At 61.6% G+C, this 20,315-nt stretch carries 16 protein-coding genes and 1 pseudogene; 11 read left to right on the top strand and 6 right to left on the bottom strand.

The annotated features are described in order from the left end of the window. Window positions 1-112: 112 nt before the first annotated feature. The gene (locus ACILSI_RS18965; protein ID WP_395723480.1) at window positions 113-1,630 is read right to left on the bottom strand and encodes an arylsulfatase; all 1,518 of its coding nucleotides are present in this window, start codon (window positions 1,628-1,630) and stop codon (window positions 113-115) included. Window positions 1,631-1,716: 86 nt separating this feature from the next. Between ACILSI_RS18965 and ACILSI_RS18960 the strand changes: the two genes are divergently transcribed. The 4 genes from ACILSI_RS18960 to ACILSI_RS18945 all read left to right on the top strand — a co-directional run bounded on the left by ACILSI_RS18960 (window position 1,717) and on the right by ACILSI_RS18945 (window position 6,997). Continuing rightward, window positions 1,717-2,973 (top strand): NAD(P)/FAD-dependent oxidoreductase, encoded by a 1,257-nt coding sequence (locus tag ACILSI_RS18960; protein WP_395723479.1) that lies wholly within the window; start codon window positions 1,717-1,719, stop codon window positions 2,971-2,973. Between the two features lie 121 nt (window positions 2,974-3,094). Continuing rightward, window positions 3,095-6,145 (top strand): hypothetical protein, encoded by a 3,051-nt coding sequence (locus ACILSI_RS18955; RefSeq protein ID WP_395723478.1) that lies wholly within the window; start codon window positions 3,095-3,097, stop codon window positions 6,143-6,145. Next, window positions 6,132-6,701 (top strand): DUF1318 domain-containing protein, encoded by a 570-nt coding sequence (locus ACILSI_RS18950; RefSeq protein ID WP_395723477.1) that lies wholly within the window; start codon window positions 6,132-6,134, stop codon window positions 6,699-6,701. The genes ACILSI_RS18955 and ACILSI_RS18950 overlap by 14 nt, the downstream gene beginning before the upstream one ends. Continuing rightward, on the top strand, window positions 6,698-6,997 hold the full coding sequence (locus ACILSI_RS18945; RefSeq protein ID WP_395723476.1) for a hypothetical protein: 300 nt from the start codon (window positions 6,698-6,700) through the stop codon (window positions 6,995-6,997). Before ACILSI_RS18950 ends, ACILSI_RS18945 begins: the two co-directional genes overlap by 4 nt. Window positions 6,998-7,016: 19 nt before the next feature. On the opposite strand, the gene ACILSI_RS18940 is transcribed toward ACILSI_RS18945, so the two are convergent. Beyond that, a complete protein-coding gene (locus ACILSI_RS18940; RefSeq protein ID WP_395723475.1) occupies window positions 7,017-7,157 on the bottom strand; it encodes a hypothetical protein in 141 nt (46 codons plus the stop codon). Between the two features lie 162 nt (window positions 7,158-7,319). On the opposite strand from ACILSI_RS18940, the gene ACILSI_RS18935 reads away from it, so the two are divergent. Continuing rightward, complete coding sequence (locus tag ACILSI_RS18935) at window positions 7,320-7,727, top strand: hypothetical protein (RefSeq protein WP_395723474.1); 408 nt, start codon at window positions 7,320-7,322, stop codon at window positions 7,725-7,727. An 18-nt stretch (window positions 7,728-7,745) separates the two neighbouring features. Continuing rightward, window positions 7,746-9,710 carry a hypothetical protein gene (locus tag ACILSI_RS18930; protein ID WP_395723473.1) on the top strand — a complete coding sequence of 655 codons (1,965 nt, stop codon included), beginning with the start codon at window positions 7,746-7,748 and terminating at the stop codon, window positions 9,708-9,710. Window positions 9,711-9,745: 35 nt separating this feature from the next. Here ACILSI_RS18930 and ACILSI_RS18925 read toward each other — a convergent pair whose 3' ends face one another. Further along, a complete protein-coding gene (locus ACILSI_RS18925; RefSeq protein ID WP_395723472.1) occupies window positions 9,746-10,951 on the bottom strand; it encodes a hypothetical protein in 1,206 nt (401 codons plus the stop codon). 345 nt (window positions 10,952-11,296) lie between these two features. On the opposite strand from ACILSI_RS18925, the gene ACILSI_RS18920 reads away from it, so the two are divergent. From ACILSI_RS18920 to ACILSI_RS18910, 3 genes are all read left to right on the top strand, one after another. After that, window positions 11,297-12,730, top strand: coding sequence for a formylglycine-generating enzyme family protein (locus ACILSI_RS18920; RefSeq protein WP_395723471.1), 1,434 nt, complete (start codon window positions 11,297-11,299; stop codon window positions 12,728-12,730). A gap of 311 nt (window positions 12,731-13,041) precedes the next feature. Next, window positions 13,042-15,420 (top strand): glycosyltransferase family 4 protein, encoded by a 2,379-nt coding sequence (locus ACILSI_RS18915; RefSeq protein WP_395723470.1) that lies wholly within the window; start codon window positions 13,042-13,044, stop codon window positions 15,418-15,420. Between the two features lie 236 nt (window positions 15,421-15,656). Further along, the gene (locus ACILSI_RS18910) at window positions 15,657-16,241 is read left to right on the top strand and encodes a transposase (RefSeq protein WP_395723469.1); all 585 of its coding nucleotides are present in this window, start codon (window positions 15,657-15,659) and stop codon (window positions 16,239-16,241) included. Window positions 16,242-16,351: 110 nt separating this feature from the next. On the opposite strand, the gene ACILSI_RS18905 is transcribed toward ACILSI_RS18910, so the two are convergent. From ACILSI_RS18905 to ACILSI_RS18895, 3 genes are read right to left on the bottom strand one after another with little or no spacing between them, the layout of a single operon-like run. Next, window positions 16,352-17,089, bottom strand: coding sequence for an amino acid ABC transporter ATP-binding protein (locus ACILSI_RS18905; protein ID WP_395723468.1), 738 nt, complete (start codon window positions 17,087-17,089; stop codon window positions 16,352-16,354). Then, window positions 17,079-17,846, bottom strand: coding sequence for an amino acid ABC transporter permease (locus ACILSI_RS18900; RefSeq protein WP_395723467.1), 768 nt, complete (start codon window positions 17,844-17,846; stop codon window positions 17,079-17,081). Before ACILSI_RS18900 ends, ACILSI_RS18905 begins: the two co-directional genes overlap by 11 nt. 46 nt (window positions 17,847-17,892) lie before the next feature. Then, entirely contained in the window at window positions 17,893-18,645 is a 753-nt protein-coding gene (locus ACILSI_RS18895; RefSeq protein ID WP_395723466.1) for an N-acetylmuramoyl-L-alanine amidase, read from the bottom strand. 63 nt (window positions 18,646-18,708) lie between these two features. On the opposite strand from ACILSI_RS18895, the gene ACILSI_RS18890 reads away from it, so the two are divergent. Both ACILSI_RS18890 and ACILSI_RS18885 read left to right on the top strand, forming a co-directional pair. Then, window positions 18,709-19,983, top strand: coding sequence for a LysM peptidoglycan-binding domain-containing protein (locus ACILSI_RS18890; protein WP_395723465.1), 1,275 nt, complete (start codon window positions 18,709-18,711; stop codon window positions 19,981-19,983). Window positions 19,984-20,164: 181 nt separating this feature from the next. Then, window positions 20,165-20,315: pseudogene (locus tag ACILSI_RS18885) on the top strand (transposase); the annotation flags it as partial.

Below are 20,315 nucleotides of genomic sequence, written 5' to 3'. Positions count from 1 at the left end.
TCCTATGTTGGAGTAAGGTAATAAAAATGTTGGTTTGCACCTACCTAGGAGTAAAAATCCACTGTCCAATAGCACTGGAGTGGTGCCGCCGTTGCGTGAGTCTGATGACAACTTACTTCCCGCCAAACTGCTTTTGATAAAGCGTCTTGAACGGGTTCTCGGCGGCGAGTGGGGCTTTTTCGTTCACGAGCAGGGGCTGGACGCTGTCCCACCACTGGGTGTAGGCGGTGGTGAGTTGTTTCACGACGTCGGGATTCGCGGCGGCGAGGTCGGTTTGCTCGCTGGGGTCGGTTTGGAGATCGAAGAGCTGCCATTTGGGCTGGGCGACGGCTTCAGGTCCGGCGTTGAGGATGCCGGGAGTTTGTTTCGGCGCGGCAGCAGCCTTGGCCTTGTTTTTGGCCTTGGCTTTGGCATTCGGATTGCCGCCACGCGCTTCGCTGACGAGGTGCCAGCGGCTGGTGCGGACGCTGCAGTTGGTGAATTGGTATTTCTGCGGATCGGCGTCCTTCGGCCAGCGGCCGACGTGGGTGAAGAGCTGGCGGTCGGCCCATGCGGCGTGCGGATTTTCGAGCAAGGAAACAAGGCTGCGGCCTTCGACTTGTGTTTTGACCTCGTCCGTGAGCTTGGCACCGGCGAGTTCGGCGAGGGTGGGGAAGAAGTCGATGTGGGCGGTGAGTTGGGTCACCGGGGCAGGGGCGAGCGTGCCGGGCCAGCGCCAGAGGCTGCTGGCCTTGATGCCGCCCATCCAGGGCGTGCCTTTTTGGGCACGCAGGCCTGCGTTGTAGGTCTTCACCCCGGCGGTGCCGCCGTTGTCGTTGATGAAGATGACGAGCGTGTCGTTCTCGATGCCCCATTCCTTCAGCTTGGCGAGCAGGAGGCCGAGATTTTGATCAATGTTATGCAGCATGCCGAAGAAGCTGGCGGCGTCATCGCCCTCGACCTTGCCGGCATAGAGCGCCTTGTCTTCGGGCCGGGCGATGTAGGGGCCGTGCGGGGCGTTGGTGGCGATGTGGCAGTAGAAGGGCTGCTTGCCCTTCACGCTCTCGATCCACTTTTTCGCCTGGGCAAAGAACACGTCCGTGCAGTAGCCCTGGGTCTTCTCGAACGTGCCGTTGTGCAGGATGGCGGGGTCGAAGTACTTGTTTCCCGGCGCATCGCCGCAACTGCCGGGATAGGTTTGCCCGATGCCACCGGCACCGTGGATGAACATCTCGTCAAAGCCGCGGGCGCTGGGCCAGTATTCGGGTTCGTCCCCGAGATGCCATTTGCCGAAGATGCCGGTGGTGTAGCCCGCGCTCTTGAGCACTTGCGCCAGCGTGGTGGCCTTGGGCGTGAGGCGTTCGCGTTCCAGGATGGTGTGGGTGATGCCGTTCTTAAATTCATGGCGGCCGGTGAGCAACGCGGAGCGTGTGGGGGCGCAGGTGGGACTCACACAGAAGTCCTCAAAGCGCACGCCCTCGGCGTTGAGGCGGTCGAGGTTCGGCGTTTTGAGAATGGGATTGCCGTGGGAGGAGAGATCGCCGTAGCCCTGGTCATCGGTGAGCAGGAAGATGATGTTCGGACGTTTGCCCGCGAGTTCAGCGTGAACGCTGATGACGCAGAGGAGGCTGAGAAGAAGTTGGCGGATCATGGCTGGGCGCGTTCAACGTCGCGATTGGTGAGGAGATTGCAGCCGGATTGTGTCTGCTGGTCGTAATCGTGCATACGATGACCTCCATGAGCACTGCCCTTTCCAGTCAACCCCGTGTGGTGATCATCGGCGCAGGCTTCGCCGGACTGGCAGTGGCGAAGGCTCTGGGAGACAAGCCGGTGCAGGTCACGGTGCTGGACCGCACGAATCATCACCTGTTCCAGCCGCTGCTTTACCAGGTGGCCACCGCAGGACTCTCCCCCGCGAACATCGCGCAGCCGGTGCGCGGCATTTTGCGCCAGTACAAAAACATTGAGGTGCTGATGGCGGATGTGACGGGATTTGATCTGGAAAAGAAGCTCGTGCTCGCGGGAGAGCGCAGCGTGCCGTTTGACTATCTCATTGTCGCCACGGGGGCGCGGCACAGTTATTTCGGCCACCCGGAGTGGGAGCAGTTCGCGCCGGGACTGAAGACGCTGGAGGACGCGCTCGACATCCGCCGCCGCCTGCTGCTGGCGTTTGAAAAAGCCGAGGTGACGAGCGATCCGGTGGAGCGCGAGCGGCTGATGACCTTCGTCATCGTCGGCGCAGGCCCGACGGGCGTGGAAATGGCCGGAGCCATCTCAGAAATCGCCCGGGAGACGATGCTGCGCGACTTCAGGCACATCGACCCGCGTGAAGCGCGGATCATTTTGCTCGATGCGGCGGATCGCGTGCTGCCGGTGTTTGACGCGGAACTTTCGCGCAAGGCTGAGGAGCAGCTCCGACATCTCAAAGTGACGGTGCAACTCGGCGTGAGCGTGCAGGACATCAACGCGGAGGGGGTGAGCACGAAAGACAGCTTCATCCATGCGCGCACGGTGATCTGGGCTGCGGGGAATGCCGCGTCGCCACTGGTGAAGTCGCTGCCGGGCACGTTTGACCGCGCCGGGCGCATCCAGATCACGGAGGCACTGAATTTGCCAGACGCGCCGTGCATTTACGTCATCGGAGACACCGCGCTGAGTCTCGGCAAGGACAACAAGCCGCTGCCGGGCGTCTCGCCCGTGGCTTTGCAGCAAGGAGCGCATGCGGCGCGCAACATTCTGGCGCAGATCGAGGGAAAGCCGTTGAAACCCTTCGCCTACTGGAATCGTGGCAGCATGGCCACGATCGGGCGGCACCGGGCGGTGGCGGACGTGAACTTCGCGAAGTTCAGCGGCACGCTGGCCTGGCTGGCGTGGGTATTCATCCATCTCGTTTTCTTGATGGACTTCCGCAATCGCCTCTCGGTCTTCCTGATCTGGGTCTGGTCTTATTTCACGCGGGATCAGGGGGCACGGCTGATCACGGGGAAGAAATGACGAAGTAAGCCTCAATGCCTCAAAAGGCGTCGCGAATCATTCGGCGTTCGGAATCCTTCCTTGATTCGTCATTCGCCATTCTGGTTTCGTCATTCATCTTCTTCGCCTTTCTTGCCCCATCGTGAAACCGGATGCTCCATCACCCAAACGCCGCCGCTGGTGGCGCTGGTTGTTTGATCTCACGGTCATCGCCCTCGTCCTGGCGGCTGGGTTCGGCTTCTGGGCCTGGAAAGAACGCGTGCTGCTCGTGAACGCGGTGCTGCTGCGGCTCGGTGGCGATGTGCGGGTGCAGATCACCGCGCTGGAGTGGGAGGACGGAGCGCTGCATGTGCGGGAGGTGAGCACCCTGCATGTCCCCCTGGCGCAGCGCGTTGCCAGCGTGAGTCATTTGGAATGGCGACCGAGTTGGCGCGATTTGAGCGCAGGCAATCTCGGCGGTTTTAAAGTGGAGGGCGCCACCGTGGACGTGCCGCTGGCGTGGTTTCAACCCGCGCCCTCTCAGCCAGCAGTGGCAGCGGCAGGCGCGTCACGCCGCTGGCGGCTGGAGTTCGTGGATCTCGCCGAGGCCAAGGTGGTGGTGCGTGATGCGGCATGGAAGCCGCTGTTCAGCATGTTCGTGACGCAGAAGGTCGAAGCGCTTGAAATCGGCGGCCTGAACTCGCCTTCGTTTCAAACCATTGTCACGGACCTGCGGCAGGCGGAATGGGGTGGGAAGCCGGTGTTCAATGACGCGCATTTCGAAATGGTGATGAGCAAGGATCATCTCGATCTGAAGCATGGATCGCTGCGCGGCGGCAGCATCGATCTGGCCTGGCTGACGGAGATCAGCCCCGCACTGGCCGCCCAACTTCCGCCGCTCACCGGGGGCATGCAGTGGGAGTGGGAAGGGCGTGATCTCAGCCTTTCGAGCACTGGATTGACTGCCGGCGGCACGCATGAAGTGCGCCTGAAAAATCTGCGCCTGCAATTGGCGGACGACGCGGGTGCGGTGACGGCTGACAAGGTCGATTTGAAGGTGTCGCAAGACTCCTCCGGTCTCTGGCATGTGCAAAACGGCCTGCTGATGAAGCCACAGGTCCACTGGACGCCAAAACTTGAAGCCTTGCTGCTGCCGAAGGAAGAATCGACCTCGAAGGCGGTCTGGAAAGTGCTCGTGGACGCGCTGGAGGTGAAGGAGGGCACGGTGGCACTGTCCGCGACGGAGCTAAGCCCGGTGGTCGGCCATTTTGGCTGGAATACACGGCTTGCGGCGCTGGAGATCACCCCCAGCGGTGTGAAATCAGCCGCGAAGCAGCAGTTGGAGATCACGGAAGTGTCAATGCGCTGGGGAAGAAAGGAAAACAGCCTCCAACACCCGCCCTTCTTCCAACTGAAGGCGCTCAAAGCGGAGCTGGTGCCAGACAAGCTGCTCGACGCTTGGCAGGTGGAGTCGCTGGTGATGAAGAAGCCTCACCTTGAACTCACCCCGGAAAACGGACCCTGGTTTGACAAGATCGTGTCTGAGCCGGTGAAGCCGCCCCCCAGCCCTGCTGAAGCGCCCGTGTGGAAGCGGCTGCAGTTTGATCATCTCAGCATTCAAGAGGGTTCGATGAGCCTGGCGATGCAACTGGCAGAGCGCGTGGAGGCTTCCACCCGGTTTGAAGTGAGCACAGAGGAGGCGACGCAGCACCTCCGCGTCGCTGGACTCAGTGTGCGCATTCCCAAGCGAGCAAACCTGCCGGTGCTGAGCCTGGAGAGCGTGGAGGCAGTGGCCACGCTGCCGGAGATGTGGCGCACGCGGCGTGTGGAGTCGCTCAAACTGGCAGGAGGCCAGATTGAGGTCGGGGACGCGCTCATGACCTTGTTCAACGGCCCTTCGGCGGTGGTGGAGAAAAAGATGGAGGTGACCGCCGAACGCTGGACGGCGAAAAAAATCGAGGTCGAAAAACTCGGCGTCACGCTCATGAGCATCGCCCCAGGCCTGCCGCCGGTGCGTTTTGACGTGACCTTCAGCGCCAACGAGACGCCGCTCGATCTCGACGGCCTGGCGGAGAATGTGGAGCCGCAGCGCATCGTGCTGACGCGGCTACGCATTCCCTCCCCGCATGAGCCGCTGCGCACCGTGGCAGAAATGGATGTGATCGAAGTGACCTACACCCTGGACGGGCTGCTGCACCGCCGCATCGACCGCGTGGAGATCGTCTCGCCACTGCTTTATGTGGGCGAGGATTTGTTCTGGTATGTGGAGAGCTACCGGAAATTCATGAAGGGAGAGTCACCGAAGCCGGATGCCACCGCCGGTCCGCCGCCGCCACCCAAGCCTGCCGCGCCCGGCTGGCGTGTGGACACGCTGGCGGTAACGGACGGCCGCCTGCTGCTGGCACCGAAGGGCGTGCCGTTGAAGGGTTTCAGCAAGCCGTTCCCTTTCAGCTTCACTTCCAAACTGGAAAGCGGCCAGCTCGACGCGGTGTTCGACATCCCGACGGATGATTACACGCTGGAGGAGCTGAAGATCCAGTTTCGCGGCATGAAGGGCCAGGTGCGCTTCAACCTGCCGATGAAGGACCGGGACAACAACCTGACGGAGACCTTCACGGTGCAGCAACTGCGCTGGAAGGAGCTGCACCTCGAAAAAGCCCATCTCAGCGTCACCTACGACGTGAACGGCATCTACGGCGCGTTCGGCGGCGAGGCTTACGGCGGTTATGTGAACGGCGCGTTCAACATCTACCTGGACGAGGTGTTCACCTGGGACGGCTGGGTGTCGGGCGTGGACGTGAAGCTGGGGCCGGTGACACGGGTGTTGTTTCCCGGCTACCTGCTGCTGGAAGGCGCCGCTGAGGGCAAACTCATCGCCACCGGCAACAAGAACGAGCTGTATCAAGCCGATGGCGAGTTCAAAAACCGCTCGCGCGGGAAGTTCCGCATCCAGGCGCTCAATGACATGATCTCCGAGCTGCCGCCGGTGATGAAAGGGGACATCGCGGATCAAATCGCCCGCATCGGGCTGGAAACACTGCGTGACTTCGAGTATGACAGCATTGATGGCAAAGCACGCTTCTACGGACGAGAGGGCCGCGGACATCTGCGGCTCACCGGGCCGCATGGGGCGCGCAAACTCGACATCAACGTCTATGACCACCGCTGGAAAGAGGAACCCCGCAAAACTGACACCGCTGATGCTGTGGAGTAAATCCAGCCTGCTGACAGCCCTCGCCGCCATCCTGTGCATGTCTTCATGCAAGACGCTGCCGGAGGTGCCGCTGACCACGCCGAAGCCGCTGGAGGTGAACCTGAACATGCGGCTCGACATTTATCAGTATCGTGGCGACGAGCCGCTCGACAAGGAGGCGGCGAAAGGTGCCAGTGAGGCTACGACACGCATGCGCAACCGCATGGCGGAGATCCAGGCCCTCAAAAACAACCAACTCGTCGGAGAAGATCATCGCGGTCTGCTGCAAATCCGCGAGGTGCCCGCCGGCGATTGGGGACCGCAGATGAAAAAGGCCGTGGCCGCCGAAAACGAGGACCGCATGCTGCTCATGCGTCAGAAGGCCAAAGAATCCAACCGCCCGCTGCACGAGCTCGAGTCCGAGCAGTGGCGCCTGCGCGCACAACAGGCCAACACGGGGGAGTGGATCGAAGTTCCGGGCTCCTCACCAGGCTCGTTTCAGTGGAAACGTGCCGGGGCGGATGAAAAAACGGCTCCCCCCGTCAGTTCTTCTCCTGTCACCACTCCACCACCATGAGACTCATTCTTTTTCTCATCATCGCGTTGCTCGTTGTCCTCGCGCTCACCAATCCAAACGAGGCCGAGTTCCGCGCCCACATGCAGCAGAAGCACGGCATCGCCGGCACGCTCAGCCTGAAGGTGGCCTCAATTTTCTCCGCCGGCACCAGCAGCGGCCTGCACCGCGAGAATTATTACCTCTTCAGCCGCTACTATGTGGGCGGTGACGGCATCCTGCCGCGCAGCGACATGGCCTGGGGGATCGCGGGAAAGTTCTTCGACATCGAAGAGACGGACGAGACAAAATCCAGGTAACGCAGCGCCCACGGGCGGCTTATTCCTGCATGTCCGCCTTGGGCCCAGGCTCTTGCTCCGCAGGCATCTCCACCGTCACCTCCAATTCCCACGCCCGGTTTCTGATGGCCCAGATCAGCACCACCAGACCCAGCACACCCAGCAGCACCAGATGAACCATGCACCCGCTGGCGCAGCCGGCCCCAGGCGTGCCCTCCAGGTAACTGCGGAGGCTTGTTTTTCCAGAATCACTCACAGTTGAAGGTTGCTCCATCTTGGATTGGACAGCCAGCGATTAACGCCGACTTTTTAGCGCCCCGTCCATACTTAATTTTTAATCCCGATGTCTAGACGCGCCCAATCCGGAGTCCGCCCCGCCCACTGGCTGGGTTTGATCGCCATCCTCGCCGTCATCGGCGGCGGTGGTTTCGCCCTCATGAATCGTGCCACTGATCCCATGACCGGCGTCACGGATTTGAGCACCAACGAGTTTCTGGAGAATGCCACCGCGCTCAGCGGCAATGTTTACAAGGTCGAGGGCATCGTCGACGACCGCCTCGACAAATGGCGTGGCACGGACGGCCGCCTCTTCAGCGTGCAGGTGAGCGATGGCTTAGGCAGCTCCTATGTTCCAGTGTGGGTACCGCCAGACTACACCGGCACGAACATCCAGCGCGGACAGCGCTATGTTTTCAAAGTGCGCGTCCAGGAAAATGGCGTGCTCGAAGTGCTTGAACTGCTCAAAGTCTAACCGTCACCGCTTATCCTTATGAAACGCGCGTTTTGCCTCGCCCTCCTCGCCGCGGCCTGTCCGCTGGCTTTTGTCCACGCCCAGGTGCTGCCCGGCGCACCCGGTGGCGGCCAGCCCGCGACGACCACCTCGAACAACAACTACAACGTCGTCCCCGGCACTGCCTCCGATCGCCAGACCGACACCCAGACCGCTCTGGGCAACATGCCGATGGGAGATCCCGGCAGCGAGAACGTCTCCTTCAACGGCAAGCTCTGGAACGTGACGAACAACCGCGTCATGCGCTCGCGCTTTGAGACCTACCTCACCACACCCGAGGCCAAAAGCGCCGAGGATCAGGCCTATCGTGACATCATCGCGCAGATGATGGAACTCCTGGCGCCCACGCACAAACAGGCACCAGACCCAGTGACCAAAGTGCAGAGGCAGGGACCGGAGCTGATGAAAGCTTTTGCCCTTCTCCCTGAAGCTGGCATGCACAAGATCGACGGCGGCCTCTGCAACGCCGTGGCCAATGCCATCTACGATGTCTGGCTCGCACAGAAGAAGCAGCAGAATCTTGGACTCGCCAACAAGGCCATGCTCGAGCGCCGCAAGACGCTGGAATGGAACTCCGACCTGGCCATGAACTCCGCTCCGCTCTCTGGTGCGGCCGCTGGTGGAAGCACCAAAGGAGGCCAGCAACCGCAGGGCAGTCAAAACGCCCAGACCACCAGCGCCATGACGGGCCGCACCAGCGGCTACATCAAGGGCATCGCCGAGATCGAGGCCCGCATGAAGCTGAATGAAACCGCCGCCGGTCTCTCTGAGATCACCAGCAAGACCGCCTTCCAGGCGCTCATCATCCAGATGTTCCTTCAGCGCCGCTTTGAGCACGCCGTCATCGCCTGCCGCTTCTACCCGAACATCTTCAAGGACGGCGAGAGCATCCTCCAGCTCGACAAAGACAGCGACGTGCAAAAAATGCTCGCCAGCAGCTTCGGCGTCCCGCCCACCATCAGCATGATCGACGGCCTTTCCTTGGAGGCCATCCGCAGCGTCGATGAATCCCTCGTCTCCTTTGAAAATCTCGTGGCTCGTCGTGATGTGGACAGCGCCAGCAACCGCCTGCTCGAAGCCTTCGGCGTCGGTGAATACCTGCCGCGCGTCCGCCGCCTGCCGATGAGCGAGAAGACCAAGGTGCTCGATTTCGTCCGCAAAAAGAACAAGCTTCTCTCCTTCCTCGAAATGAAGGACTACGCCAGCGCCGAACAGGTCGTCACCGACCTCCGCAGCCTCTCCGACGACTTTGAATACGCCAAGCCCCTCGCCGCCATCCAGACCGCCCGCGCCGTCAGCTCCCTGCACATCAGCAAAGCCCGCATGGCCATGGCCAACAAGGACACCAAGACCCTGGAAGCCGAGATGAAGGCCGCCACCGAGATCTGGCCCACCAATCCCGACCTCGCTGGCTTCAGCGGGGATCTCGTCAAAGGCAGCGACATGCGCGCCCAGGCTCTCATGGAGTTCGACCGCCTCCTCAGCCAGCGCAACTACCGCCAGATCTTCGAAAACCAGGCCACCTTCATCGCCTCCGTGGCCGACGACCTCGCCCGCAAGGAGCAGCTCGAAAAAGTCCTCAAGGACATGGGCCGCCTGGAGCTCATCATCGGCGGTGCCAAGGAACTCGCCTCCAGCAGCCCTCCCGCCGCCTGGGAAAAGGTCGAAAAAGAATCCAAGCAGTACCCGGACGACCCCGTGCTCAGCAAACTCCGCGCCGACCTCGGCGTGAAGGCCAGCGAATTCGTCACCGCCATCGAAAACGGCCGCCAGCACGAGGAAAAGCAGCAGATCGGCTCCGCCCTCGGCTGGTATTTGAAAGCCAAGCGCATGCACCCTCCCAGCGACTTCGCCCGCGACGGCGTCAAACGCCTCGTCGATCACATCCAAACCGGCGGCACCCAGACCGCCCCCGGCGAGCCTTCCTCAGCCTTGGAAAACTAAAACGCACATGCCATCAGGCGTGGAGTCTTTTAAGATCATTTGATGATCATCGACTGCGCCTCAGGGTGTGCGTTCAACCACGTTCGGGCAGCTAGGGCATCACGTTCTCTCCACGCGGTCCAGACGATTTTCAGCGTCTCCTGAAGCAGCTTGCGGTCTTGGATTTTTAACGCCGCCGTCATCGCCTGCACGGGAAAGGCAGGCTCCAGGGCGATCGCCAGCTTTTGTAGGCACACCCCACGCACGAGGCCCGTCTTCTGCGCGGACACCCACGCCGAAATCTGGGGCAGCGGGGTTTTCGAGTCACCTAGCCAGGCCTCCATGGCGGGGACGGCAGCCACAGCGGCTTCCTCGGGAGAACTCAGATTGAACACCCACTCCAGGGCCCGGATGCCGTCGTCCGCCGCCCAGGTGCCTAGGATTTCATGACGCAGTTCGGCATACAAGTCCCCCGCCACATTCGCTTTGCACCACTGCAAAGCCTCTTCGGGAGCGTCATCCGCCCAGGACAGCATGATCGGAGACAGCGCCTGATCCAGACCGGACTTCATGATCCAGTTGGCCGCCTCCGCCGGGGCGGTGGCCGCCCAGATGGCTGCCACCCTGGGCACCAGCCAGTCATTTTCCATATGCTCGGTGAGCCAGGCTGCTGCCTGCTCCGGCTTGTCATCCGCCCAGCGAAACACCAACGCCGAAAGGGCCAGGTCATGAAAGTCTCCCGCTGGCAGCTTCAAAGACCATTCGCCCGCTTTCTGAGGATCTTGCACCGCCCAAGTCCGCATCACCTCTTCAATCACAATGGAAGGCGATCCAGGCTCCTGGGAGTTATGCTTCACCGCCCACTCAGCGACCTTGAGTGGATCAGACTTCGCCCACACCGCCGCGCCACGCGCCACCGCCTCCCGGCGATTGCTGCCGGCCAGCTTCATGACCGCCCATTCCATGGCTGCCGCAGGATCGTGGGCCGCCCACCCCTCAATCGCCGCCCCGCAGGCGCTGCGACGCAGCACTCCGGCCGGCAGTTTCAAAGCAGCGGCCAAAGCCTCCTTCGGCTGTGATACGGCCCACTTCCGCGTCAAAACCACGCTGAGCGCCTTCTTGTCAGGCACCGTCGGCAGTTGATCGATGATCTTCTTGACCTCCAATGGCTGCTCTCGGCCTAACTCCGCACCCACCTCCTCCAGCAGCCTCAAGCGCTTCATTTCATCCGGCTCGGCCAGCGCGGCTTTCACACGGCTCATCAGCGGCGAGGCCGCTTCAGTGGGTACATCCCGCTTTTGCCGGCCTCAAGGGCTCCCGCACTTAGACAGCATGAGAAAAAAAACGCCGCCGATAAACCAAGATTGAAATGAACCAAAAGATGCCTTCTCCGGTTCTGAGTCGGAAGTTTTGAAAGAGGATCTCGTTTCATAACAGCAAATAAGTGAACAGAAACAGGGGGAGGGCAAAAATTAAAGGTTTATTTAGCCACTTTGCACAACCATGGCCGCTTCGAGCTTAACTTTGGCACAGTGAGCGCCCATGGTCATTTTTGTTCTGCGCTGAAGATTGACCACCTGCGTCTCTGTCTGCCATGCTGGCACCACATGAAACGCCTCCTCCTTCTGCTCGCGCTCACCTCCGCGCAGGCTCAAACCCCTTCGCTGCAGCTCGATCTCGGCGCAGGCGTCCAGATGGACATGCTCCTCGTCCAGCCCGGCAGCTTTGAGCAAGGCTCGCCCATCACCGAAGCCGGACACGAGCCCGATGAAAGCCCGCAGCGCCGTGTCACGATCACGCGCCCGCTCTACATGGCCAAGTTTCCCGTCACTCGCGGTCAGTTCGCGCGATTCGTCGAATCCACCCGCTACCGCACCGAGGCGGAAATCGGACAGTCCGGCGGCTTCGGCGTGGTGGATGGCAAACTGGTGCAGCAGAAGCCTTTCAACTGGCGCAATCCCGGCTTTGAGCAGACCGACGATCATCCCGTGGTGATCGTCTCCGCCCTGGATGCCGCCGCGTTCTGCAAATGGCTCACCACCAAATCCGGTCGTCTCTGCGAACTGCCAACTGAGGCGCAGTGGGAGTTCGCCTGCCGCGCTGGCACCACGCTCGCGCATTACGCCGCGCCGGTCGATGCCATCTCATGGCATCGTGGCAACGGTTTGTCTCAAACGCATCCCGTCGGCGGGAAAAAAGCCAACGCCTGGGGCTTCCACGACTTCTACGGCCCCGTCTGGCAGTGGTGCCGTGACTGGTATGCCCCCTACCCTGCCGGTGCGGCCACCGATCCGCTGCAAGCGAACCAGAACCTCTCCGACAAGCCCCGCCAGGTGTTGCGCGGCGGCTCCATCCTCAGCGACGTGTCCCACTCCCGCTCTGCCGAGCGCTATCGCAACGACGCCCGCAGCCGCAACGCCGACAACGGCTTCCGCATCATCTGCTCCATCGAGCAACGAGCTGTCGCAGCCCCTCCAACACCGCTCCGGGAACCGCCGCCTTCATTTCCCGGCTCTCATGACGATTTCAAACCTTCCGAACCGCAGAACGGCGGCAGTTGGTTGGGAGGATTGTTCAGCCTGGCCATTCCGCTGTTCATTCTGTTCATGATCGTGCGCAAGGTGCTCTCCTTCTTCGGCGGTGCGGCGCGACCCACCGCCATCTCGTCTGGATTAACCGGCCCCGAAGCCGCCGCGATGCTTTCCTCCAAACCATCCCCTCTCGGCCATCGCTTCGCCTTCAACCTCACCGACGACGGTTTCTACATCACCGGCCCCGCCGAAGCCGTCGGCTCGCAGCTCCGTTACGAATGCGTCGTCGCCGGCCGCATGATCGCCGACGAAATCGCCTTCACGCCCGGACCCGAGGGCCAGTTCATCTTCACCAGCAAAAAACCCTCCAGCGTGCGCGTCCAGACCACCGGCGGAGCCGCAGGCACGGACAGCACCGTCATTTCCGGCGGAACGAGCTTCGACGACGACCGCCATCGCAGCAGCTTCGGCTCATCGAGCAGTTCCTCCCGTTATCCGTCCGCCTACTGAGCATGGACGGCCCGGTTTGGATCATCGCCAAAGACAACGAGCCGTCCTGGCTGCTGCGGCGCACAAAGTGGTCCGCACAGTCCTCTGTGCGGCGCGTCGAAGTCTCCTGTCTCTCTTTTCAAAAACAAACTCCACAAAACAAACCGCCTCATCGGCCATCCGAAGCCGATTCAGCTTTCGGAGCGCCGCACAGAGGATTGCCTTCGGCGCGCTTCGCGAGGTGCAGACCACAATCTGGCTGGCATGTCCAATCCGGTGCTTGGAAACCCCGTGAAGCCACGTTCCTCCCCGAAGTCGATGAACCGCTCGTTTTGATCGGTGCCACACTTCATGCGAATCATCCCACGAGCGAATGGAAAGACGCCTTGAAGACCAACGGCGGCCTGTTTCGCCACGCAGACCGTCTTCCGCTCATTCACAGCCTCTGGCTGAACGAAGCCGCGGCGCATGAGCTTCGAGGCACCTCATTGAATGAAATCGCCGAGGCCGCGTTGCAGCGCGGCTGGCGTGTCATTCGCCATTCCAGCCTGGATGTCGGCTTTGATCCCCGGCCACGACTGCTGCAAGTCATCACCAGCCTGCAACGCGGCGGCGCGGAGCGCCTCGTGCTCGATCTGCATCACGAACTGCCTCGATTTGGAGTCAGCTCACATCTCCTCACGCTCGGCTCGCCCACCCGTGAGCCGTTTGCCGCGCCTGCGGATGTGATCCAACTCCGTCTGCCGCCTGATCCAGCGCTCCGCGCCCAAGCCATCATGCGCGCAGCCCGTCACGTCGGCGCGGATGCCGTTCACGCTCATCTCGTCGATGGCGAAACTCTTTCTCAACTCGATCCCGAGATGCCGTTGATTGTCACGTTTCACAACCAGCGTCAAAGCTGGCCGGAGGCCATCGACCGGCTGCATGAGCTGCCAAACGCGCTCTTGGTTGGCTGCTCGCAGGCCGTGACGCGAGAAATTGAGGCTTCATTCCCGCAGCATGCGGCACGCACGATCTGGAACGGCATCACGGCCTCGCGAAACGAGCTGAAGCCTGAACGACGAAACGAAGCATTGACGCTCGTCGCCATCGCGAATCCGCGTCCGCAAAAACGCCTGCCACTGCTGATCGACGTTCTCGCCGAACTGCCTGGAGCGACGCTCAAGATCGCGGGAGAACCCTCCAGTATTCATGCCGATGCACAGGTGGAAGTGCGCCTCTGCCACGACAAGATCGCGGCGAATGGTCTGGAAACGCGCGTGGAATGGCTCGGAGCCGTTGCAGACGTTTCAGCGTTGCTCGCACAGGCCGATGTGTTCGTCTCAACGAGCACCCATGAAGGCTTGAGCCTCGCGCAGCTCGAAGCACTGGCCGCAGGCGTTCCCGTGGTCGCCACGGATGTTGGCGGTGCCGCAGAACTCGCAGCACGACATCCGGGCATGATGAAACTGGTGCCTGCCGACGCGAAATCGTCGGCATTTGCCGCTGCCATTCGCGAACTGGCCGGGAAACCCAGTGATGGCGTTCTCGCCGCCGATTTCACGACGCCCGTGATGACCGAACGTCACGCCTGGCTGCTGCACTCGCTGCTATGCCGCTCCTCAAAGCCCAAGCGCGGCCTGCTGCTGGTGACGAACAATTTTTCCACCGGCGGAGCGCAAAGCAGCGCGCGGCGTCTGCTTATCCAGCTCCACGAGATGGGTGAAACGGTGCGTGCTGTTGTGATTCAGGAGAATCCAAATGATGCCACACCGGGACGAACGGCGTTGATCCAAGCCGGTGTGCCGGTGATGGCGCTGGAACCTGGCGAGGCAATGCGCGCTCTGATGCCATTGCTCGAAAGCATTGCCAATGATCCGCCGGAGGCCGTGCTGTTCTGGAATGTCATTCCCGAGCACAAACTGCTGCTCGCAGATGCGCTGCACGACACGCGCATCTTTGATGTGAGTCCGGGCGAGATGTTGTTTGCCTCGCTGGAACGCTACTTTGCGAATCCACGCCCCGGTTTGTCGTGCCTGGACGCCAAATCGTATGGTCAGCGGCTGAAAGGCGTGATCGTGAAGCATGCAAGCGAGGTCGAACTCGCGGAAAAGATGTTTCAACGGCCTGCGAGCCTGATTCCGAATGGTGTGAAGCCGCGTGAGTCGAAACCGGAGGCTGTAGATGCGAAATGGGTGATCGGCACGGCGGCGCGAATTCACCCACACAAGCGTCTGGAGGATTTGATCGCCGCATTCCGCCTCGTGTACGCAAAATGGCCGCAAATACGTCTGCGCATCGCCGGAACCGCAGACGCGGGGCAGGAAGATTACGCGAAGTCGCTGATGCAAAGCACCGCAGACCTGCCCATCGAGTGGTGCGGTGAAATCAGCCATCTCGCTGCGTTTCACGACAGCGTTTGTGTGTTTGCGATGATCTCGGAGCCTGCGGGTTGCCCCAATGCCTCGCTCGAAGCAATGGCATCGAGCCTTCCCGTGGTCGCAACGGCTGTCGGTGGTGCCATGCAGCAGATCGAAGACGGCGTGACCGGTTTTTCAACCCCACCGCGTGATGTTGAAGCGATGGCAGCCGCTTTGCTGCGAGTGCTGGAAGATGACGAACTTCGCTCACGCATGCGCCGGGCTTCGCTGGAGCGTGTGAAGACACACTTCAGCCTCGATCTGATGGCAGCATCATACCGAAGCGTGTGCTTTGACGCGACAGCAAAGTAGCCATCTTGCTCCGCAAGATGAGCTGAGCGCTGCCGCCGACACACACCAGCCTCGAAATTCGGATGTGGGTAATGCAGGCGTAAGCGCCCAGCTCGTCACGCGGAGCGATGACGGCTACTTTCAGCTCGCTTCGCTCGCGCCTGATGCGTAGCGTCCTGCTCATGCGTTTCTTCAATCCGCATGACGACCTGCTGATCACCCAGCGCAAGCTGCCGCACTGAGCGCAGGACGGATCGGTGGTGTTCATCACCTGGCGCACCTTGGATTCAATGCCGCAGGATGTGCTCGCCGCGTGGCGGGCGGAACGCAATCGCTGGCTGGTGGCCCATGGCATTGATCCGACGGTAAAAGGCTGGAAATTACGCGTGCAAGAGCTGTCGGTGGACGAGATGGTGGAGTATCACGACCGCTTCACCACCCGCTGGCACGAGGAACTGGACGCCGGGCATGGGGAATGCGTGCTGCAGCGGCCTGGGATCGCCAGGATCGTGCATGACAGCCTGCGGCACTTCGATGGTGATCGTTATGAGATGATCAGCTTTGTGATCATGCCCAATCATGTGCATTTGCTCGCGTGCTTTCCCGACAAGGCGGCGATGCTGGAACAATGCGAATCCTGGAAGCACTACACCGGCACGCAGATCAATCGCAGGCTGGGAACGCATGGGCGCTTCTGGCAGCAGGACGCGTTTGATCATCTCGTGCGGCATGAGGGGCAGCATCGACGGCTGCTGGATTACATCGCGCAGAATCCGGTGAAGGCGCGCCTGAAGCTCAGCGAGCATGCGCTCTGGGAAAGTAGCCATCATCGCTCCGCGTGATGAGCTTGGGGCTGCCGCCGGAGCGAGACGTGAACGAAGTTCGGAAACCTATCGAGATTGCGAAGTGCTTAGCTCGTCACGCGGAGCGCTGACGGCTACTTTGCTTCGCCTCACCGATACTTCGACAAGCCCTCAAGATACTGCTGCGCGAGCTCGGTTTGCGGCTTGGTGAAGAAATCTGAGGCCGAGGAGGACTCCTGAACCTTGCCAGAAGCGAGGAAGACGACCCAATCGGCGACTTTGCGAGCGAAGCTGATCTCGTGGGTGGCGAGGATGATGCTTTGACCGGCTTCGGCGAGTTCGCGGATGACATCAAGCACCTCGCCGGTCATGACGGGATCGAGCGCAGAGGTGGGTTCATCGAGCAGGAGCAGGCGCGGCTTTGGCGCGAGCGCACGGGCGATGGCAGCACGCTGCTGCTGGCCACCGGAGAGCTGGCTGGGGCGTTTGTATTCGTGTCCTTCGAGGCCGAGACGACGCAGCAATTCCAGCGCACGCTGCGTGGCCTGCGTTTCGGACATGCCATGCACCTCGCAAAGCGGCAGCGTGATGTTTTGCAGCGCGGTGAGATGCGGGAAGAGGTTGTAGCCCTGGAAGACGAAGCCGTTGGCGCGGCGTTCGATCAATGCACCAGTCTCATCGTGCGGCAGCGTGCGTGCGTCGATGCTGACGCTGCCTTCATCTGGCACGAGCAGACTGCCAAGCACTCGGAGCAGTGTGGACTTGCCGCCGCCGGAGGGGCCGAGCAGTGCGATGACGCGCGCTTCATCACCCGTGGCAAAAGACGCGCCATCGAGCGCGGCGTGCGCACCGTAGCGCTTCGTCACGGCCTGCGTTTCAAGTTTCATACGCAAACCTCCTCTCCAGACGCCGTGCGAGGTAGGACAGCGGCAGTGTGACGATCAAATATGCCACTGCGAGCGGCAGGAAGCCCTCCAGCGGCTTGTAGGTCGCTGCGTTCATAATTTTCACCTTCTGCACGAGTTCCTCGATGCCGATGACGGAGAGCAGCGAGGAGTCTTTGATCAAGGAAACGAGCTGGCCGGTCGTTCCAGGCAGGGCGCGGCGCAAGGCCTGCGGGATGATGACGAAGCGGTAGGTTTGTACCTTGTTGAAACCGACGGCGCGCGCGGCCTCAAGCTGCGAGGCGCTGATGCTTTCCACCGCGCCACGGAAAATCTCGGCCAGATACGCGCCTTCAAAGCAGCCAAGCAGGATGATGCCGGTGAAGATCGGTTGGTCGATGCGCAGGGCGTTGGCGATGATGTAGTGGCCGATGAGCAACTGCACGAGCAGCGGCGAGCCGCGCACCAGTTCCACCACACCGCCGCAGAACATGCGCACCGGTTCCCAGGGCGAACGTCTTCCCAACATGAGCAGAAAGCCGAGCGCGACGCTGACGATCATGGCGATGAGCGAGAGGCCCATCGTGGTGAACCAGCCGTAGCCGAACTGCTGACGGTAAAGCCACACGCCGTCCCAGTTCCACTTGTAGGCCACGCTGGAGAACAGCGCGTAAAACACCGCCGAGGCAAGTGCGAGCAACACGAGCGCGTAAAGCGCACGGCGTATCGGCGAAACAGTGCTGTCGGGAGAAGCAGGCAAGGCGCGTGGATTTACGCCGGGGAGCGGCGGTTTGTCCCGCGCAATTTCACTTCACCGCCGTGGCGATGAGGCCCGGCCGCGCTGGCTGCGCCTGCAAAAACAGCGCCACGCCCTTGGCGATGCCTTGAGCGACCTGGTCACGGTAGGACTCACGTTTCAGCTGCGCGGATTCGCTTTCGCTGGTGATGAAACCGCACTCCACTAGCACGGCGGGACACGGAGCCTGGGCGACGACGGCGTAGCTGCGGGCCTTGGTGCCGCGATTTTGCGCTTTTGTCGTCGAGCAGACCATGCGCTGCACTGCGGCGGCGAAATCGGCGCTGCTCACGGGTTTGGATGCGAGCTGGCGGGCCGAAAGCGGTGCCGAGTCGGCAAAGTAGGTCTCGATGCCCTCAGCGTCGCTGCCCGCGCCGTCAGTGTTGAGGTGGACGCTGACAAAGGCGGCAGCCTGGTGCTTCGCAGCGAGGGCGGCGCGGTCTTCGAGCGGCAGAAAGACATCGGTGTCGCGGGTGGTGCGCACGCGCAGGCCAGAGGCTTCGAGCTCGCGTTTCACCCGGCGGGCGAGGTCGAGGGCGAGATTTTTTTCAATGATGTCGTTGGCGACGGCCCCGCCATCGTGACCGCCGTGACCCGCGTCCACGATGATCAGCGGTGCGGTTTCGTCCCAGCGGGGCAGGTCAGGAGCCGTGAGGGCGGCATTTTGGCGCTCCAGCCAGACGAGGGAGGCGACACTGCCAGCCAAAGCCGCGAAAGCGAGAAGGGTTTGGGCGGTTAGGGCGATGAAATGGCGAAATTTCAAAATTATATTCAGTTATATAAAATATTTGTTTGAATTAACAACCGAATTTTCTACAATAACCATATGAAGACGCCTACCGCCGCCTCACGTGTGCTGAGTTCCCTCATCGTTGTTTGGGGAATGGCTCTGCCACTCTCGGCCCAGGTTTCCAACACCTACACGGCTCCGCCGCCTCCTGGCTACCCGGCGGCTGGAGCGCCAAAACAGACGTCCACGAAGAGCACGCGCCAGTCGGCCGCCGCCGTGCAGGCTCCGGCGACCTATCCCAGCTACCCAGGCACTTATCCCCCGCCACCCGGCTACACTTATCCACCACCTCCGGGGTATGGCACCGCACCCCGCACTACGACTTCCAGGCCCACAGCCACGAAATCGAACACGAAGACGTCATCCTCTTCAAAAAAATCCACCGCCGGCCCACCGCCTCCGCCAAAGGTCTATGGCCCCACCGGAGACCTGAGCAGCCAAGTGGCGAAGCTGCGTGATAGCGACAAGGTGCAAAACCTTCGCCTAGGTGAGCTGGAACGCGATGTGAGCAGCATCAAGCGCGGCGGCAAAAGCTCCGGCACCCGCTATGACGGTGGCACCGACCTCGCCGCGCACACGACTTACGTTGCCCGGCCCGGAGACACGCTCTGGCGCATCGCCTCCACGCACCGAGTGAGCGTGGGCGAGATTCAGCAGCTCAATCGCATGACCGAGGAGGAAGTGCGCGTCGGTCAGACGCTGCTCATTCCTTCACCCCACCGTTTGAGCTCTGCCACGGCACAAGTCAGCTACAAGCCCTCAACACCTGGCGGCTCTTCCACTCCGGCCGGTTCCTCCACCTATTACACCGTGAAGAAGGGAGACAGCCTCAAGGCAATCGCCATCAAGCACAAGATGAGCACCAGCACGCTCGCCAGCGCCAACGGCATCAAGGATGTGAACAAGATCTTCTTGGGACAGAGGCTGAAAATCCCGGGTCGTAGCAGCAGCGTGGCTGCCACCACCCGCTCCACGCCGCCTGCGCGTGAATCGAGCGATACGGTGCCGCTGCCCGGCTTCGGCATCTCCGAAGCAGCGCCACCGCCGTCCGCTGGCCTGGCCCCGGCACCTACGCCCGCCCCAACTCCTGCGGCTCCAGCCAAACCTGCCGCCAGCACAGACGACAGCCATCGTGGTATCCTCGCCTACCGTGTCGATCGTTCGGACACGATCGAGAGCATCGCCACACAGTTCAGTACCACGCCGGACCGCATTCGTGAAATCAACCGCCTCAACGCCAGCACAACACTCAAGCCCGGCGATGAAATCATGGTGCCTGCGATGGGCGCGGTGTCGGTGAGCGGGCGGTGAAATTAGGCGGTGTCTTCGCAAATAAAACGCCTTTCTGGCAAGGTACTGGAATGGGCGGGAGTTGAGAAGGAGCCATGTTCAACAAACTGACCCGGAGTCTGCAAACCGCCCTGCGTGACAGGGCTTCTTCATTCATTCTGTAATCCAGCGACGGTGAGCCGGACGAAGAGGGCGCAGGCCCAAAATCGTGCCTCTGCACCTGGAAGCCTTCTTCCACATCCTGCGCACCGGCGACCCATGGAGAGATCTGCCTGCGCACTATGGACTCTGGAGCACGGTCTATTCACAGTTCAGACGCTGGTGCCTCTGCGGGGTATGGGACGCGCTGGTGG

The sequence above is a fragment of the Prosthecobacter sp. genome (assembly GCF_044232965.1).
Lineage (GTDB): Bacteria > Verrucomicrobiota > Verrucomicrobiia > Verrucomicrobiales > Verrucomicrobiaceae > Prosthecobacter.
This window is presented reverse-complemented; position numbering and strand designations above follow the sequence as displayed.

Coding starts and splice junctions, on each gene's coding strand:
- ACILSI_RS18965 (WP_395723480.1), bottom strand. CDS start 1,630: ATGATCCGCCAACTTCTTCTCAGCCTCCTCTGCGTCATCAGCGTTCAC.
- ACILSI_RS18905 (WP_395723468.1), bottom strand. CDS start 17,089: ATGAAACTTGAAACGCAGGCCGTGACGAAGCGCTACGGTGCGCACGCC.
- ACILSI_RS18890 (WP_395723465.1), top strand. CDS start 18,709: ATGAAGACGCCTACCGCCGCCTCACGTGTGCTGAGTTCCCTCATCGTT.
- ACILSI_RS18940 (WP_395723475.1), bottom strand. CDS start 7,157: ATGGTTCATCTGGTGCTGCTGGGTGTGCTGGGTCTGGTGGTGCTGATC.
- ACILSI_RS18920 (WP_395723471.1), top strand. CDS start 11,297: ATGAAACGCCTCCTCCTTCTGCTCGCGCTCACCTCCGCGCAGGCTCAA.
- ACILSI_RS18945 (WP_395723476.1), top strand. CDS start 6,698: ATGAGACTCATTCTTTTTCTCATCATCGCGTTGCTCGTTGTCCTCGCG.
- ACILSI_RS18935 (WP_395723474.1), top strand. CDS start 7,320: ATGTCTAGACGCGCCCAATCCGGAGTCCGCCCCGCCCACTGGCTGGGT.
- ACILSI_RS18925 (WP_395723472.1), bottom strand. CDS start 10,951: ATGAGCCGTGTGAAAGCCGCGCTGGCCGAGCCGGATGAAATGAAGCGC.
- ACILSI_RS18930 (WP_395723473.1), top strand. CDS start 7,746: ATGAAACGCGCGTTTTGCCTCGCCCTCCTCGCCGCGGCCTGTCCGCTG.
- ACILSI_RS18950 (WP_395723477.1), top strand. CDS start 6,132: ATGCTGTGGAGTAAATCCAGCCTGCTGACAGCCCTCGCCGCCATCCTG.
- ACILSI_RS18960 (WP_395723479.1), top strand. CDS start 1,717: ATGAGCACTGCCCTTTCCAGTCAACCCCGTGTGGTGATCATCGGCGCA.